The following is a 15,429-nucleotide window of genomic DNA, read 5'->3' on the forward strand; positions in this document are numbered from 1 at the left end:
TCTTCACCTCCCCGCCCCCACGGCAAACTGTGCCGCTACTCGTCGCAACCGCACGGCAATCGGCATCCCCATATGCCTGACCGCCGCCGGGTCGCTGAGCGCCGTCCGGATCGCCTTGAGCGGGGACCGCGCCTTGATGTGCTGAACCATCGCCAGGAAGGAGGCTGCCTTGCGCAGGCTGCGGCCGCGCCGGACAAAGGCCGCCTGGGCTGCCTCGTCCATCCGATGGGTTTGAGCGAATACGGCATCCGCCTTGCGCATTGCTTCGACATGATGAAGCTCAAGCACACGCGAGATGGAGCCGCTGCGAATATGATAGGCGTAGCCGATTTCCGGCTCGACCACGCATCTGCCGCCCTTGGCGAGCGCCTCGGCAAACAGGATGTAGTCCTCGCCGATCCTCAGTTTCTCGTCATAGCGAAGCCGGTTCTCGTCCAGGAACCGGCGCTGGAAGATCGGCTTGAGGTAGCCGAGGTTGAACTTCGATTCGAAGACGATGTTGCCGGCGATGTAGGTGGCCAGCGAAATCTCGCGCAGGCCTTCCAGATACTGCCGCGGGAACATCGCATCCTCGACCACACCGTCCTCGCGGACGACCTGGAGATTGTCGACGGCGATCTGGGCATCGGCCTTTTCGGCGCGGTCGATCATGGCGGCGAGACGGCCGGGAAAGACGGCGTCGTCGGAATCGAGAACCGCGATCCACCTGCCGCGGGCGACGTCGAGCCCGGCATTTCGAGCGCCGCCGGGACCGCGATTGTTGGCCAGGGCGACGACGCGCACGATGTCCCCGGGATAGGCCCGAGCCACATCGAGCGTGGCGTCGCGCGACTGATCGTCGACGACGATGATCTCGACGCTGACACCCTTCTGCGCAATGGCGCTGGCAATCGCCCGGTCGAGCGTCGCCTCTGCATTGTAGGCCGCGATCACAACGGAAACGTCGGGAACGAAGGAGACGTCAGGCTGCACGCTTGCCTCCTTCCCCAGGTGAGGATTGGCCGTAGAGGCGGATTTCGCGGACGCCGACAAGGCCGCTGACGACGCCGATATGCATGATGCCGCGCAGCACGCTGCGGTTCCTGCGCACCGGGCTGGCGACGACGGGAAGTGCGGCGGCGAAACAAAAGGCTGCCTTTGCGGAGGCGAGGCCAACATGCTTGATCAGCCCGATGCCTCGCGTATTGCTGCCCAGGAGGTGACCATGCGTCTGGCCGACGCGAAAACGGCGGCGGCCGAGCCAGTCGAACGCGGCCCTCGAGCGCGGCACAACTTCCTCCACCCAGGCGTCTTGAGCGAAGGCGATGCGGCCCCCGGCCTTGACCATCTGATCGAAGAATTCGGTGTCCTCGCCGCCGGTCTGACCGCGCGCCAGGCTGAAGCGACGGCCGCGCAGGCTGTCCGATCCCATGCGCAGCAGGACGTTGCAGGTGTAGCCGGTGCGAATCTCGCCCGCGCACCCAGACCGGCAAGGTCGAGTGAAAATCGCCGCGCCGCATCCATTCGGGCGCATCCGGGCGATAAAGCGCCCGCACCGGGCCGAGCACGGCTGTTGCACCAATTTCCTCGGCCGTCGCCACCAGTTCGGCCAGCCAACGGGCGGAGGCAGTCTCGTCGTCGTCGATGAAGGCGAGGAAATCCGCCTCGCTGGCATCGAGGCAAGCGTTGCGGGCGACCGAGATGTTGCGCGCGGGCGCATGCCGATAGCGGACCGGCAATTTCAACTCCTGCGACAGTGCCGTCACCAGCGCCTGCGCGCTCGGCGTGTCGTCATTGTCGGCGACAATGACGCTGATATCGAAGCCTTCAGGCATCTCCATGGCGGCGAGCGAGCGCAGCGTGTCGGCCAGTTCCGTCCGGCGGAACGTGCACACGCCGATGTCGATGCTGCGGTTCCTGGCCTGAACCGCCATCACGCCACCCCACGTCGCGCGCCGAGGCCAAGAAGCTGCAGCCAGAAGCCGACGGACCAGCCGAAATGCATGACCATGGCAGAGACACCGGCCAGTGCGATATCGGCATTGCGCTGGCGAATGGCCGCCAGCAGGCCGTAGCCCAGGCACACCGCAGCCCAGATCAGCAGCGGCACCGCCGCGATCCAGTGCACGAAGGAGAAGGCCGCCAGCAGAACCACCGGGAAGACCGCCAGCGGCACCATCTGCCGGACCTTCGGGATGACGCGGTGCTTCAGCACATTCTTGGCGCGGCCGCGGCCATAGCCGAGATACTGGAAATAGAGACCTTTGAGCGAGGCGCGCGGGTAATAGACCATCTGCGTCTTGCCGCTCATCCAGATCCTGTAGCCGGCCTGCCGCAGCCGGTAGTCGAGCTCGGCATCCTCATTGTGGCTGAAGGTTTCGTCATAGCCACCGACTGCGCCGAAGGCCGATATCCGCATCAGCGCGTGATGGCCGTGGTCGACCCACTCTCCGGCGGAGAGGTGGCGATGCTTGGAGCCTCCGGTGCCGAGTTTCGAATTCTGCGCCGCCGCAACCGATTTCTGCACGGCGCCGCTGCCGCTGGTCAGCATCGAAACCACCACCGAATCGGCACCCGTGGCTAGCGCTTCCTCAAGCAGCCGGTCGCAGTAGTCGTCGGGATAGCCGCCATGCGCGTCGATGCGGATCAGATACTCCGCGCCTTCACCGAACGTGCCGACGGCGAGATTGATCGCCGCGCTCTGGATGCGCCGCTTGTTGTGAAGCAAGATAACGCGCGGATCCTTGGCGGCGACCTGCTCGACAATGGCCAGCGTGCCGTCGGTGCTGCCGCCATCGGCGACGACGATCCGGGCACCGAGCCTTTCAGCCGCCGGGCAGAGCTGGCCGAGCAGCGCACCGATATGGGCTGCCTCGTTCAGGCAGGGGATCACGATCAGGCTGGAGGGAAGCGCTTGTGTCATCGGGCGATGTCCATCCTATGCCAGGGCCCCAGTCGCCAGGGGTTCGCGCACGGTCGTCAGGCGGCGCAGTTTTTCGACCAGTGCGCTGCAGTCGCTGCGATCGTAGCTCCACGTCCTCGGATTGTGTGCAAGCACGCGCGCTTTCAGCTTGCCGAAGCGGTGCTCCTCCATCTTGCCGAGTGCTGATTCGATCGCGTCAGGCGTCGCCTTGGGTAACAGGATGCCGATGTCCTGCTGGCTGAGGAACCGTCCCGTTTCCGTATGGCCCATCGAGATCGGCACCGCGCCGAAGCGGCAGCCTTCATAGAGGCGGTTGGGCAGCAGCCATTCCGAATTCTGTCCCTCTTCGAAGAAATCGATCGCCCAGGAGAAATGGACGTCCTGGTAGATCGCCGCCATGTCCTCCGGGTTACGGTAGGGTCCGCGAAACGACAGAAAGGGCTCGGCATCGACGAAGGCATGGAAATCCGGGAATTCGGAGAGCGCCGGACGACCGCGCAGCACGACTTCGAAACGTCCATCCATGTGGCGCGTGAAATCGGCCAGCAGTTTGAGCGAGCGGCGGCAGCGCAGCGCGCCGAACCAGCCGATCCGCCATGGCGGGGCGACAGGCGCTGCCACCGCCTCACGCTCGCCGGGCAAGATCGCCGCCGCCTCGAAATATTTGTTCTCGACCAGCTCGACAGGGGCGGCGACCTGGCGGAAGGGTTTGAAATAATTGGCGATAAAAGCGGGCGAACTGGTCACCAGCAGCTTCACGTCTCGCGCCAGATGGCGCTCCGTGGCGCGCAGTGCCTTGCCCAGGACATCGTCGCGGAGCACCAGACGGTGGATGTCGAGGCATTCATAGACGATCGGCACCGTGGCGCCGAAAGTCGACCTGGCGCGACGAGCAAGCGCCAGCATTTCCAGATTGCGCGCGATGATGAGGTCGGGCCGCGGCATGCCCCTCAGCTTCGAGCCTATCGAAACCGCCGCTTTCGCCACCGCCGTCAGGCGCTGGGCGAATCGGCCATCACGCGTCGCGCCAAGGTCGATCGGCTGCAATCCTTCTATATCGGCAATCGGCGTCGCGGTGCGGCGGAAGCCCGCCAGGGTAACCCGGGCGCCGCCTGTCCTGAGCATTGTGATCCGTCGGCGAACCGCCGGATCGGAAACATCGTGCACCAGGTACAAGACATGCAGCATGAAAACTCGACCGCTGTTTGACCCCACCCAAAGGGATGCTAGTACAGCTCTTGCTGCATCGCAACATTTTTGGCGCAGATATGGACATTTTGTGTTGCACTGCAAAATTATTGCCGTAGTTTGGGGTTGGCGGCGGTCGTGGATTTTCAGAGTGTCGGAAATCCGCGCAAAAATCAGGAATCCTGAATTTGGAAGCCAACCCATTCGATCCGCCAGAAGGCTCGCTGCGCAAATCGGTCGGGCGCGGCGCGGTGGTGACCGCCATGTCGCAATCGGTGCGGGTCGCGACACAGATCATATCCGTCATCGTGCTGTCGCGGCTCTTGTCGCCGCAGGATTTCGGTGTGGTGGCGATGTGCGCGCCGGTGCTGGCCTTCATCGCGCTGTTCCAGGATTTCGGCCTGACCCAGGCGACGATCCAGAAATCGGGCATCCGGCATGAGGAGGTGAACTACCTCTTCTGGATCAATGTCGCCGTCAGCGCCATCCTGGCCTGCGTGCTTGCAGGTGCGGCACCGCTGGTCGCCGCCTTCTACGGCGAGCCGCGCGTGGCCGGGCTGGTCGCCGCGTTCGGGCTGCAGATCATGGCCTATGGGCTCGGCGCCCAGCATCTGGCGCTTTTGACGCGGCGCATGCAGTTCGGCCGCCTGGCGACCATCGATGTCGCCAGCGCCATCGCCGGGCTGACTGTGTCGATCGCCTGGACCTTCATCGACCGTTCCTACTGGGCGCTGTTTGCCGGCACACTGACCGGTGCCGTGCTGCCGACGCTATGCTATTGGGCAAGCTCGCGCTGGCGGCCCGGCCTGCCGCGCAAGGTCGCGGGCATTGGCGAACTGATCAATTTCGGCGCCGGCATCACCGGCTTCAACTTCGCCAATTTCTTTGCCCGCAACCTCGACAATGTGCTTATCGGCAAATATTGGGGTGAGCAGCAACTCGGCCTCTATGACCGCGCCTACAAGCTGCTTCTGTTCCCGCTCAGCCAGATCACCAATCCGCTGTCGAAGGTCATGGTGCCGGCGCTGTCCAGGCTGAAGGACGAGCCGGACCGCTACCGCAGCGCCTATCTGCGCGTGATGCCGCTGATCCTTTTGGTGGCGCTGCCCGGTGTCGCCTTCGCCACCGCCATGTCGGATGTGCTGATCCCCTTCGTGCTCGGCGAGCAGTGGCGCGCAAGCGCCGCGATCTTCCTGGCGCTCGGCTTTGCCGGGCTGCTGCAACCGCTCAACAACCCGGCGGGCTGGCTTTTCGTCAGCCAGGGCCGCTCCGGCGACTTCATGCGCTGGGGCATCATCACCGCCGTAACCTCGGTGCTCGCTTTCGCGATTGGCCTGCCCTATGGCGCGCTCGGCGTGGCGATCGCCTATGCGGTCAGCGAATATCTGCGCACGCCGTTCCTGTGGCTCTATGTCGGCAAAAGCGGACCGCTGCAGGCCAGCCACGTGCTGCGCGCCGCAACGCCGTTCGTGCTCGGTGCGCATCTGGCGCTGGCGGCGGTCTGGCTGATCAAGCCGATGCTGCCGCAGCAGCATGTCATCGCCCTGGCCAGCGGCGCCATTCTTGCCTATCTCATCACCATTGTCATCGCGCTGGCCTTCGCATCCGGCCGCGAGGCCTTGCGCGAGGCCCTGAAAATGCTGCCGGCAAGACAGCCGGCGGCAACGCCGCGCGAGGCACAATAATTTCGGCGCCTTTTTCGAGCCATCCACATCCACACGAACATCAGGTCTGATTCATGCACTACCGATCGATCTCCGACATGAACGACACGATCGTCGGCAACCTTCACCGGCTGCCGCGCGACATCGACCTGGTGGTCGGCGTTCCCAGAAGCGGCGTGCTGGCGGCGACGCTGGTCAGCCTTGCGGCGAACATTCCGATGACCGACCTGGACTCCTTCCTGGAAGGCCGGGTCTATACATCAGGCATCACCAAGCGCCGCGCCGCGCTCGACCGCAAGGTCTCGGACATGCGCAAGGTGCTGGTCATCGACGACAGCATCGCCGGCGGCAATGCCATGCGCGATGCCCGTGCCCGTATCGAGGCTGCCGGCATCGAGGGCGATTTCACCTATGCCGCGGTGTTCGGCCTGGAGCCGAAGCACCCGGAAACCGACCTCGTCTTCGAAGTGGTCCTGCATCCGCGCATGTTCCAGTGGAATTTCATGCACCACAAATTCCTGGCGCAATGCTGCGTCGACATCGATGGCGTGCTGTGCCTGGATCCGACCGAAGCGGAAAACGACGACGGTCCGGCCTATGAGAAATTCCTTAGCGAAGCGCGGCCGCTTCATGCCCCGACCCACAGGATCGGCTGGCTGGTCACCAGCCGGCTGGAGAAATATCGCGCGCTGACCGAGGCCTGGCTGGCCAAGCACGAGATCAAATACGACCAACTGATCATGCTCGACCTGCCGAGCAAGGCGGAGCGCCAGCGGCTTGGCGCGCATGGCAGCTTCAAGGCCGATTTCTACCGCAAATCCAACGCCATCCTGTTCATCGAAAGCGAGCATGCGCAGGCGCTGAAGATCACGGAGCTGTCGGGCAAGCCGGTGCTGTGCGTCGAAACGCACATCGTCAGCTTTCCCGATGCGCTGTCGCTGCCGGCGCTCGGCCAGGCGGCGCGCAACCTGCCGGCCAGGCTGCGGCAGGTCAACTCGCAGGAAGGCCGCAAGGGCGCCGCCAAAGCCTTGGCCCGCGCCCTGCTTGGCGCGCGCGGCTACGAGACGCTGAAAAGCCGGGTCAAGCGCCCGGCCTGATCGGCATCGCCATTTACGTGCGCGGCGGCGTGCCCTTCAGGCCGCTTGGCGCGCGCGTTGCTGCACCGCCCTGTCCAGTATCGAGAAGAAGGTGACGAACTGGCGGTCGGGATCGAGCTCCGGGCGCCCCGCAAAGCCGCGCGCGAGGCTTGAAACCCGCTCGTATTCCTTGTTGTCGTTCCACAGCTGCCTGACGGCCGCGACCCAGTCGATGAGCGGCGCGTCGTAGTCGAGCACCGCGCCGCCAGGGCCGATCGCTTCAGGCAGGCCGCCGCGCCGCGAGCCGACGACCGGAATGCCGCTGCAATGGGCCTCTGACGCCACACGGCCCCAGGCCTCCTCCCATTTCGAGGGCGCAAGCAGGATCCTGGTGCGGCCATAGACTGTCTTCATGTCGTTGGTGCGGCTCTCCAGCGTGACATTGCCGAGTGGCCTGATCGTCTCTTCGATGCGCGCGCGATGGTCGTCCTCCAGCTTCCAGCTTTCGACGAACAGGAACGGGATTTCCGGGCAAGCGCCGGCAATGCGCACCGCCAGCTCAAAACCCTTTTCCTCATAGGGGTTGATCAGGGTGACGAACTGGCCCGTGGTCGGCGTGCTGTACTGCGTCGGGTTGATGGTCGGCGGGATCACCGTCGCCTCGATACCGAATTCCCTGCTGTAGGTGCGCGCGGTGAATTCGGAATTGGCGATGTAGAGCGCCGAGCGCAATTCGCGCAGGTCACCGCCCAGTTCATGAAACTCGACATTTCTGAGATAGACGACCAGTGGCACACCCTCAGCCTCCAGCGCTTTGCCGAGCGGAACCGACTTGTGGCACTGGACCACCGCGACGTCAGGCTTCTGTCTCCTGACGGCAAACCCTGCTGCTTCCCAGGGAAACCATGTCCTGATCACCGGATAACCGGGAACGCTGTCGACGACCGCGGGTTGCCGCAAGAGTTTCATCTTGGCGCGCGCCTTGAGGCCGAACATGCCGTCGCCGAACAGAGCGGCGAGCACCGACGCTTCATGGCCATGTTCGATCAGCTGCTGCGCCAGATGATGCGTGCTGGACTGGACGCCGCCGCCGAACTCGGGCGGATAGCCGTTGCCGCTGGCAAAGAGGACTTTCATGAACCGGATCCTTGTCGCATTCTGATATTCTGGTTCGTCTGATCAGGGGCCATTTGCGCCTCACGCGCTCTGTGGCGGGTCAAGCGTCGCGAACGGGTTGGTGCAGGAGTGCCATCCGGTGAACCGGATCGGATCGTCAGGCGAACTGCGCCAGGCGTAGTCCGTCAGCATATGAAACTCCGCGATGACCCAGCGGTCGAACTGTAAGAGATCTTCCCGCTTCTGCTGGGGCAGGAGGCGACGCGCCGCGCCCAATTTGAGCTCCTCCACCAGAGTGACGGCATCGCTCAATTTCTCGCTTGGAAAGACCCACGGATTCCGGTTGCGGAACTCCAGCACGAACTGCTGCAGATGCTCGATGCGCATGTTCAGCCTGCCGAAATATTTTTCCAGCGTGACGCGGACCAGATCCTCGTCCGAAAACGAGGAGACGGCGGCATAGGCTACGCCCGTCGAGGCGACACCACCTGCCAGGATGGCCAATGCCGAGCGCCGTGTGACTTCGATCATCGGCCCGCTCCCCTCACGCGATCCGGCTCGCCGCCCGAAGCGACAAAGCCGCCGCGGTCAGGCTTGGGTTGGCGCAAGAGCAGCTCGGATAGGTGCTGGTGCCGACGACAACCAGGTTTCTCAACCGGTGATGGATCATGTTGCTGTCGATGACCGAATCGGCGGGGCCGGTGCCCATCCTAAGCGTGCCCTGGACATGCGATTCCGTTGGCCGGATGCCGCGGTCGAAGAGCCGTTCGACCGGCAGCGGGGCAAGCAGCCCAGGCAATTTATCCAGCGCCCGGGCCATGCCCTTGACCGCGTAGTCCGACGGTGCCTTGAAGGAGACAAACGCATTGTCGTCCTCGTCGAGGGTGACGAAATTCTCGTGATCGAGCAGGTTTTCAGTGACCACGACGAGCGGCAGCGTCTGGCGCAACCGCCCCTTCTCGGCGCGCATCCCGTGCTGCCAGCGGTTTTCGAAATAGACCAGTGCCGCCGCATGCTCGGACCGGTGCGGACCGTCATAGAGGCCGAAATTCAGGCCGGTGGTGATGGTGCTGCCGTCGAAATTGTCGACGCCGTCGAGATAGACCTCGAAATTCCAGCCATAGGATTCGTGCAGGCCGCGCCCGACGAATTCGTCTCCCAGGCCGGATCGCAGCATGATCGCGGCGCTCTGGATGGCATTGGCGCCAAGGATGAAGAGATCGCCGCTGACCTGATATTCCTTGCCATCATGGACGAAGGTGACCGAACGGACCGTGCCGCCGACATGGTCGAGCCTGCGCACTTCCGCACCGAGGCAGACTGAGACGTCGGGATGCTCGAAGACATGTATCAAGCCGTTGTTGACGGTGAATTTGGCGTCAGCCGGACACAGCCAGCAGCGCAGATTGGCACAGCACGAGCTGCGCTGCGCGGTCGGCACCCTCGCCCGCGCGGTCGGCATGACGAAATGCTGGTCGGGCTGGGCCGCCTTCATCATCTTGTCCGGCGTCGACATGCGATGCGGCGGTTGCGGAAACGGTTTCGAGCGCGGCAGCATCGCCGCCATGTCGGGATCACCCGAGATCGACATGATCTCTTCGGCGTCGCAGTAGAACGGCTCGACATCGTCATAGCTGATCGGCCAGTCATTGCCGATGCCGTAGGTGCTTTTCAGCCTGAAGTCGTTGGGGTGGAACCGAGGCGTCTGCGCGAACCAGCAGTTGGTGCCGCCACCCAGCCCGATCGTGTAATTCCACGGCTTGTCTGCATTGTCGGTCTTGTAGGTCGTCTCGTCATCGATGTCGGTGTTGGCGTTCTGGCCGAGCTGCCATTCATGCGTGTTGTGCCGGCCCCATTCCAGGACCAAGATGCGCGCCTTACGCCGCTTGGCGAACTCGTGCAGGAAGAAGGCCGAGCCAAAGCCGGAACCGATCGCGACAACATCGAAATGATCCCTGGTGATTTGCTCGGGCTTTACGTCCAGCACCATCAGCCACAACTCCTTTCCGCGCCGGGCGCGCCCGCAAGATTGAGCTTGCGGCTCTGCGCGGCTCTCATGCCGCCATTCTGCCGATCGAGTGGTATTCGATGCCATGGCGCGCCACGACCTTGGGGTCGTAGAGGTTGCGGCCGTCGAAGATGACCGGCGTGGTTAACGCATCCTTCAGCGCATCGAAGGACGGGGCTCGAAAACTCTTCCATTCGGTGGCGATGAGCAGCGCATCGGCGCCGCGCAGGGCCGCTTCCTTGGTGCCGCACAGCATCAGATCGTCGCGCAGGCCGTAGATGGCCTGGCATTCCTGCATCGCCTCGGGATCATAGGCCTGCACGGTCGCGCCGGCCTTCCACAGCGCTTCCATCAAGACACGCGCCGGCGCCTCGCGCATGTCGTCGGTGTTGGGCTTGAAGGCCAGGCCCCAAAGCGCGAAGGTCTTGCCCTTGAGACTGCCCTTGAAGTAGCGGTTCACCTTGTCGAACAGCACGGATTTCTGGTCGTTGTTGCGCTCCTCGACGGCGCGCAGCAGCTTGGCGTCGAATTTGACGCCCTCGGCGGTCTTGATCAGGGCGCGGACGTCCTTGGGAAAGCACGAGCCCCCATAGCCGAGACCCGGATAGATGAAGTGGTAGCCGATGCGCGGATCGCTGCCGATGCCTTTGCGCACCTCCTCGATGTCGGCGCCGAGTTGCTCGGCCAGATTGGCCATCTCGTTCATGAAGCTGATCTTGGTCGCCAGCATGCAGTTGGCGGCATATTTCGTGAATTCGGCGCTGCGCACGTCCATCACGATCATCTTTTCGTGGTTGCGGTTGAAGGGCGCGTAGAGCTCGCGCATCACCGCCTCGGTCTCCTCGCTCGAGGTGCCGACGATGATACGGTCCGGCTTCATGCAGTCGGCGACGGCCGAGCCTTCCTTGAGGAATTCCGGGTTGGAGGCGACATCGAAGCTGAGGTCCTCGCGCCCTCTCTTCTTCAGCGTCTCGGCGATCCTGGCCTTCACCTTTTCGCAAGTGCCGACCGGCACGGTCGACTTGCCGACGACGATCTTGGCGCTGTCCATTTCGCGGCCGATGGTCTCGGCGACCGCCAGCACGTATTTGAGGTCGGCCGAACCGTCCTCGCCGGGCGGCGTGCCGACCGCGATCATCTGGATTTCACCATGCCGGACAGCGGCGGCCGCATCGGTGGTGAATTTGATGCGGCCGGCGGCGTGATTTTCCCTGACGATGCTTTCGAGGCCTGGCTCGAAGATCGGGACGAAGCCCTGGTTGAGGCGCTCCACCTTGTTTTCGTCGATATCGACGCAAACAACCTGGTGACCGACCTCGGCAAGCACCGCCGCCTGCACGAGGCCGACATAGCCAATTCCAAACACCGTCAAGTTCATTCGGTTTCATTCCTGTTCATGGCCGCGAACCATTTTTGCTCCGGCCGGTTCAATTCGTCTTTCCCAACTCTTTTACGCTGCATACGAGCGATTCCGGAAACTGGCAGGGATCGCCGAGCGCGGTGAAGGCGACGCGTTCGACCTGCAGCGAAAGCTTGCGGCCCGGATCCGCGAACGCGCCCATCCAGCCTTTCATGGTGTCGCTGCCCCAAAGGCTGAAGAAGATCTTCTGCGCATGGCTGGGCAGCTTCGCCGGATCGGTGATGGTGTTCACCAGCTCGCCATTGACGTACCAGCGCAAACTGTCCTTCTGCCAGACGAAGGCGTAGTCGTTGAAGGCCTTGTCGGTGCCACCCGGCACCTCGATCAGCTTCTCGTTCTTGCCCTTACCGGCGATATAGGCGTTGACCTGCACCTTGGAGGTGTCCTTGGTCAGGATCTCGAAGTCGATTTCGTCCCAGGGCTGCTTATCGGACGGGCCGATATAGGAAAAGAAAGCCGCGTTGAGGCCGGGACCGGTGTCGGTCTTCAGCCGCGCCTCGTAGGTGCCGTAGCCGAAGCGCTGCTTGGTCTGGATCTCGCCGCAGGCGAACTCGCGATCCTTCAGCTTCTGCTTTTCGAAGCCAAGCGACAGCACGCCGTCGGAAAGTGCGACAAGTCCCTTCGACCACGTGCAATTCTGATGGCTGCCGTTGTTCCAGCCGTCGGAAACATACCAGCGCGAGCGATCGAAGCTTTTGAAATCATCGACGAAAGAGGGGGCGGACTGGATATCCTGCGCATGGGCGGGAGCCGCAAAGAGGCTGCCGAGAGCAGTCAGCAACAGCCCGCCGATCAAGCCCAACCGCCTCAGGTCGGCTTGCCGGGTCTCATGCGAGAAGGACGTTGCGTCAATTGCTGTCGTGGACGTGGTTTTCGGATCCGAATTCATACCAAACTTACCTTTGTGCTGTGCGTCCCCAACCCAAAGTCGACGTTTGAACCGCTTCCAAACGGGCCAACCTTGGCCTTCTCTTTGACCCTCCCGAATTCCCTCTCCTGTCTGCATCATACCTTTGAAGCTTGCATCATGCCTTTGAAGTAGCCCCACGCCCTCATCGTCACGCCCGACCGGCGCCCGCGGGCCTTGCGAAATCGACCGTGGTAGCCGAATCGGACGCCCCATCCTCGTCGAAGACCAAATCCAGCGAATGGCGGAGTTCCTTCATCATGCCGTTCTGGCGCGACAGCGCCGCGATGCGGCGCTCGCAATTCAGGATCGACTGCGTCAGCGCGCTAACCTCGGATGAGCGCCTGTCAGAAGCGGAGCCGTTCTCCATGGCTTCGACGAGAAAGGCGGCGTTGGTCGCCGTCTTTCGATAGCGGCTCTCCAGGCCGGTCTTCTCGGCCTCGATCTCGGCTGCAATCTGCTCGAACAGCTTCGCCAGCCGGTCGAGGCGCGCAATGTCGGCCTGCCGGTCGCGGGCCGGATCCCTTGATCTGAAGCCGAATATCGAGGCCATGGCTTAAATTCCTGTCATCGCCGGCTTGCATGCCGGGCTACTGGCCGATCCCCGCAACCGGGGCTGAAAAACGTGTACCGCATCGTCCAACTCCACCGATGGGAGAGACTTCGGACCAATCCGATCGGGGGCCAGTTCGGTTGGTCGTTCGTTTTGCTGCACCGCAACATAGACTGCCATCCCTGGAGCCGAGAGGCAACCACCCAATTCGTAAACTCATAAATCCGGTGGAAATGCTTTGCGCGGTGAGTGTGCCGTTGGCGGGTGAACCGGGCATTCCCAGTCCCTTACCGCTCCTTGCCCGCGCTGGTCCCGGCCATCAGGAAACGCAGCGGCGGCACATGCTTGTGCCCGGAGACAAGGCCAACACGCCGAAACAGCGCCTCGAGCTTGTCGGAAGCCACGCCGTGGACGATGGGAACCAGGTTGGATTGGCTGGCGAAGGCATAGGCCGCCGCCGAAGCCAGCCCACGCTCGGCCTTCACGTCGAGGAAATTGCGCAGCCGGTATTTGTTGCGGACATGCCGCTCGTGCCGCCGCAGCACCGCCTTGGAGCCTTCCGGCAGGCTGTCGATCGCCAGCAGCGCCAGATCGGCGTCGGCCAGCCGTTTCAGGTCCTGCGTCTTGTGGCGACCGCTCAGCGAATCGGCGCGCACAATGGCGCCGTAGCCGCAGGAGCGGATGACCTTGAACCGGGCTCCCAAGGCGACCGCGCGGGCGTAGAGCTCATAATCCTCGCCCAGCCGCAGGCTCTCGTCGTAGCGCAATCGGTGCCGGTCGAGGAAGGCGCGGCTGATCACCGGCTTCAGGAAGCCAAGCTCGCCTCTCTGCACGCGGCGCCTGGAGATGTTGCCTTCGACGAAGCGCTCGAAGTCGAGGAATTCCGGATCGGCGGCAAAATCGGGGGCGACGATCTTGGTTGCGTCGCTCGTCGCATCATCCCTGATGAGCATGATGTTGTCGGCCGCGAAATCCCAATCGGAGGCGGCAAACAGGTTGCGGAACCGGCCCTCGAGGAAGAAGTCGTCGGCGTCCAGAATGCTGATGAAAGGCGCTTTCGACCCGGCGATCGCGGCATTGCGGGCGAAGGAGGGGCCGCGATTGACGTCAAGGCGCATGACCTTAAGCCGGCCGCTGCCGTCGTCGGCGGAACGGGCGATCTCGGCCGTATTGTCGGTCGAGCCGTCGTCGACGACGACGACCTCCGCCACCTCAGGCTCGCGCAACGCGGATGCGATGGCGACCGCGATCGTGCGCCCGCATTTTTGGCCGCGATGATCACGCAGACCTCGGATTTCGTCATCGACATGGGTTTTGCCTCTTGCACAGGTTCCGATATGCCCTCGCCCTGTACGTATTGCGACGCGACAGCCATCACGGACTGGCCGGCCGCTCGAAGATACGGCGGCTGATGTCCGCCGACGCTGCCCAGCCGGCTTCGGCCAGGTAGCGGACGGGAGCCCTGCCGCACAATTCCCACAACACCGTGCGCCGCTGCGGCCATCGCAAGGACGACAACCATGGCGCGATGACCATGTTGAGCAGGTCCTCATTGCCGATGCGCGACAGGATCGGCTTGGCCCGCTCCGACAAAAGCGTGCCGGTGCCGCCCAGCAGCACATCGGCGGCGCGCAGGCCGAGCAGCAGCGTATCGTCCAGCCCCTGGCTCACCGCCGCATCGAGCACACGCTGCTGATCGGCCTCGTCGAGACGGTTGGCGCTGGCCCTGATATCGCAGACATAGCCGGCGCAGGGTTCGCGGTTGAAGAGTGCCTTGGCGACGCTGATGCAGGACAGCATCAGCGTGTCGGCGACCGAGGTGAACGGCACTTCGGTCCCGGTGATCTCGACCAGCCGTTTGCGCCGCAGGAACCCGTCGGCATCGCGCGGACTGGGCGAGCCGGGCTGCTGGAGCCGATAGTGAAGATCGACCGTGGACGGCCCGTTGCCGCGGATCATGTGCTGTTCGCCAAGAAAACGGACCCACCAGACGGAACGTGACTTGCCAGCAACCTCGTAGCCGATCGAGCGCAGCGCATCGCGCGCTCTCGCGAACCCGGCCGGGGAAACCAGTATGTCGACATCGCCCGAAGGCTTCATGAAATGGTCGTCGTAGAGCAGATGCTGCTGGAACGGACCTTTCAGAAAGACGAAATCGATCTGCCTGTCGCGCAGCGCCTGGTGGATGGCCATCGAATCCATGAGGCAGGCGGCATTCATCGAAACCGTCCGCCGGCGATAGGTATCGAGCCACTGGAAAAGCTCTACCGGCCTTTCGCCCGCCGGGGCGCGCGACAACGCCTTCAGAACGAAGATGGCGACCTTGTTCAGCCTGGCGATGTCGGCGACGGCGGTGGCGGAAAGGTCCGGCGTCGACACATCGACGGCCGAGGCCGCCGCGCCAGAGAAATACAACCGCAGGCAGGCCTGCACATAGGCAATCTCGTCGGCGCAGTCGGCGGCGCGCAGTCGTTCATAGGAACTTTCCGGCAAGGCCATTAAGCGCATGATCTCCAAAATGCGGTTTGCGCGACGCGTATGCTGCAAGTGCGAAGCAAAGCATCCTCAAAAACTTCGGCGCCGTAAAGTCTTTCC

General features: G+C 63.4%; 12 protein-coding genes and 2 pseudogenes. 2 read left to right on the plus strand and 12 right to left on the minus strand.

The window, feature by feature from the left end; translation table 11 throughout:
- Nucleotides 1-3 precede the first annotated feature (3 nt).
- The 4 genes and pseudogenes from AC0V8S_RS01240 to AC0V8S_RS01255 all read right to left on the minus strand — a co-directional run bounded on the left by AC0V8S_RS01240 (nucleotide 4) and on the right by AC0V8S_RS01255 (nucleotide 4,090).
- Nucleotides 4-972 (minus strand): glycosyltransferase family 2 protein, encoded by a 969-nt coding sequence (locus AC0V8S_RS01240; protein ID WP_475436546.1) that lies wholly within the window; start codon nucleotides 970-972, stop codon nucleotides 4-6.
- Nucleotides 962-1,913, minus strand: a pseudogene (locus AC0V8S_RS01245) (glycosyltransferase family 2 protein). The gene AC0V8S_RS01240 and the pseudogene AC0V8S_RS01245 overlap by 11 nt, the downstream one beginning before the upstream one ends.
- The gene (locus AC0V8S_RS01250) at nucleotides 1,913-2,902 is read right to left on the minus strand and encodes a glycosyltransferase family 2 protein (protein WP_475436548.1); all 990 of its coding nucleotides are present in this window, start codon (nucleotides 2,900-2,902) and stop codon (nucleotides 1,913-1,915) included. The pseudogene AC0V8S_RS01245 and the gene AC0V8S_RS01250 overlap by 1 nt, the downstream one beginning before the upstream one ends.
- A 15-nt stretch (nucleotides 2,903-2,917) precedes the next feature.
- Nucleotides 2,918-4,090 (minus strand): glycosyl transferase family 1, encoded by a 1,173-nt coding sequence (locus tag AC0V8S_RS01255; protein WP_183455705.1) that lies wholly within the window; start codon nucleotides 4,088-4,090, stop codon nucleotides 2,918-2,920.
- Nucleotides 4,091-4,278: 188 nt separating this feature from the next.
- Between AC0V8S_RS01255 and AC0V8S_RS01260 the strand changes: the two genes are divergently transcribed.
- Together AC0V8S_RS01260 and AC0V8S_RS01265 are read left to right on the plus strand one after the other, a co-directional pair.
- Nucleotides 4,279-5,775: a lipopolysaccharide biosynthesis protein gene (locus AC0V8S_RS01260; RefSeq protein WP_475436549.1), complete on the plus strand. Its 1,497-nt coding sequence runs from the start codon at nucleotides 4,279-4,281 to the stop codon at nucleotides 5,773-5,775.
- A gap of 53 nt (nucleotides 5,776-5,828) precedes the next feature.
- Nucleotides 5,829-6,851: a phosphoribosyltransferase gene (locus AC0V8S_RS01265; RefSeq protein ID WP_475436551.1), complete on the plus strand. Its 1,023-nt coding sequence runs from the start codon at nucleotides 5,829-5,831 to the stop codon at nucleotides 6,849-6,851.
- Nucleotides 6,852-6,887: 36 nt separating this feature from the next.
- On the opposite strand, the gene AC0V8S_RS01270 is transcribed toward AC0V8S_RS01265, so the two are convergent.
- From AC0V8S_RS01270 to AC0V8S_RS01305, 8 genes and pseudogenes are all read right to left on the minus strand, one after another.
- Nucleotides 6,888-7,967 (minus strand): glycosyltransferase, encoded by a 1,080-nt coding sequence (locus AC0V8S_RS01270; protein WP_183455699.1) that lies wholly within the window; start codon nucleotides 7,965-7,967, stop codon nucleotides 6,888-6,890.
- Nucleotides 7,968-8,027: 60 nt separating this feature from the next.
- Nucleotides 8,028-8,477, minus strand: a complete 450-nt coding sequence (locus tag AC0V8S_RS01275) for a hypothetical protein (protein ID WP_475436552.1) — start codon at nucleotides 8,475-8,477, stop codon at nucleotides 8,028-8,030.
- 13 nt (nucleotides 8,478-8,490) lie between these two features.
- Complete coding sequence (locus tag AC0V8S_RS01280) at nucleotides 8,491-9,936, minus strand: GMC oxidoreductase (RefSeq protein WP_475436553.1); 1,446 nt, start codon at nucleotides 9,934-9,936, stop codon at nucleotides 8,491-8,493.
- Between the two features lie 64 nt (nucleotides 9,937-10,000).
- Nucleotides 10,001-11,332 (minus strand): UDP-glucose dehydrogenase family protein, encoded by a 1,332-nt coding sequence (locus AC0V8S_RS01285; protein ID WP_183455694.1) that lies wholly within the window; start codon nucleotides 11,330-11,332, stop codon nucleotides 10,001-10,003.
- Between the two features lie 49 nt (nucleotides 11,333-11,381).
- A complete protein-coding gene (exoK, locus tag AC0V8S_RS01290) occupies nucleotides 11,382-12,263 on the minus strand; it encodes an endo-1,3-1,4-beta-glycanase ExoK (protein ID WP_475436555.1) in 882 nt (293 codons plus the stop codon).
- A gap of 169 nt (nucleotides 12,264-12,432) precedes the next feature.
- A complete protein-coding gene (locus AC0V8S_RS01295; RefSeq protein WP_183455689.1) occupies nucleotides 12,433-12,834 on the minus strand; it encodes a hypothetical protein in 402 nt (133 codons plus the stop codon).
- A 287-nt stretch (nucleotides 12,835-13,121) separates the two neighbouring features.
- Nucleotides 13,122-14,143, minus strand: a pseudogene (locus AC0V8S_RS01300) (glycosyltransferase family 2 protein).
- 65 nt (nucleotides 14,144-14,208) lie between these two features.
- The gene (locus tag AC0V8S_RS01305; RefSeq protein WP_475438554.1) at nucleotides 14,209-15,333 is read right to left on the minus strand and encodes a nucleotidyltransferase family protein; all 1,125 of its coding nucleotides are present in this window, start codon (nucleotides 15,331-15,333) and stop codon (nucleotides 14,209-14,211) included.
- Nucleotides 15,334-15,429 lie beyond the last annotated feature (96 nt).

The sequence above is a fragment of the Mesorhizobium oxytropidicola genome, assembly GCF_056174625.1.

Bases quoted from the DNA above. Each gene is read 5' to 3' on its own strand.
- exoK (WP_475436555.1), bottom strand. From the start codon at position 12,263: ATGAATTCGGATCCGAAAACCACGTCCACGACAGCAATTGACGCAACG.
- AC0V8S_RS01305 (WP_475438554.1), bottom strand. From the start codon at position 15,333: ATGGCCTTGCCGGAAAGTTCCTATGAACGACTGCGCGCCGCCGACTGC.
- AC0V8S_RS01265 (WP_475436551.1), top strand. From the start codon at position 5,829: ATGCACTACCGATCGATCTCCGACATGAACGACACGATCGTCGGCAAC.
- AC0V8S_RS01295 (WP_183455689.1), bottom strand. From the start codon at position 12,834: ATGGCCTCGATATTCGGCTTCAGATCAAGGGATCCGGCCCGCGACCGG.
- AC0V8S_RS01285 (WP_183455694.1), bottom strand. From the start codon at position 11,332: ATGAACTTGACGGTGTTTGGAATTGGCTATGTCGGCCTCGTGCAGGCG.
- AC0V8S_RS01270 (WP_183455699.1), bottom strand. From the start codon at position 7,967: ATGAAAGTCCTCTTTGCCAGCGGCAACGGCTATCCGCCCGAGTTCGGC.
- AC0V8S_RS01250 (WP_475436548.1), bottom strand. From the start codon at position 2,902: ATGACACAAGCGCTTCCCTCCAGCCTGATCGTGATCCCCTGCCTGAAC.
- AC0V8S_RS01275 (WP_475436552.1), bottom strand. From the start codon at position 8,477: ATGATCGAAGTCACACGGCGCTCGGCATTGGCCATCCTGGCAGGTGGT.
- AC0V8S_RS01280 (WP_475436553.1), bottom strand. From the start codon at position 9,936: ATGGTGCTGGACGTAAAGCCCGAGCAAATCACCAGGGATCATTTCGAT.
- AC0V8S_RS01255 (WP_183455705.1), bottom strand. From the start codon at position 4,090: ATGCTGCATGTCTTGTACCTGGTGCACGATGTTTCCGATCCGGCGGTT.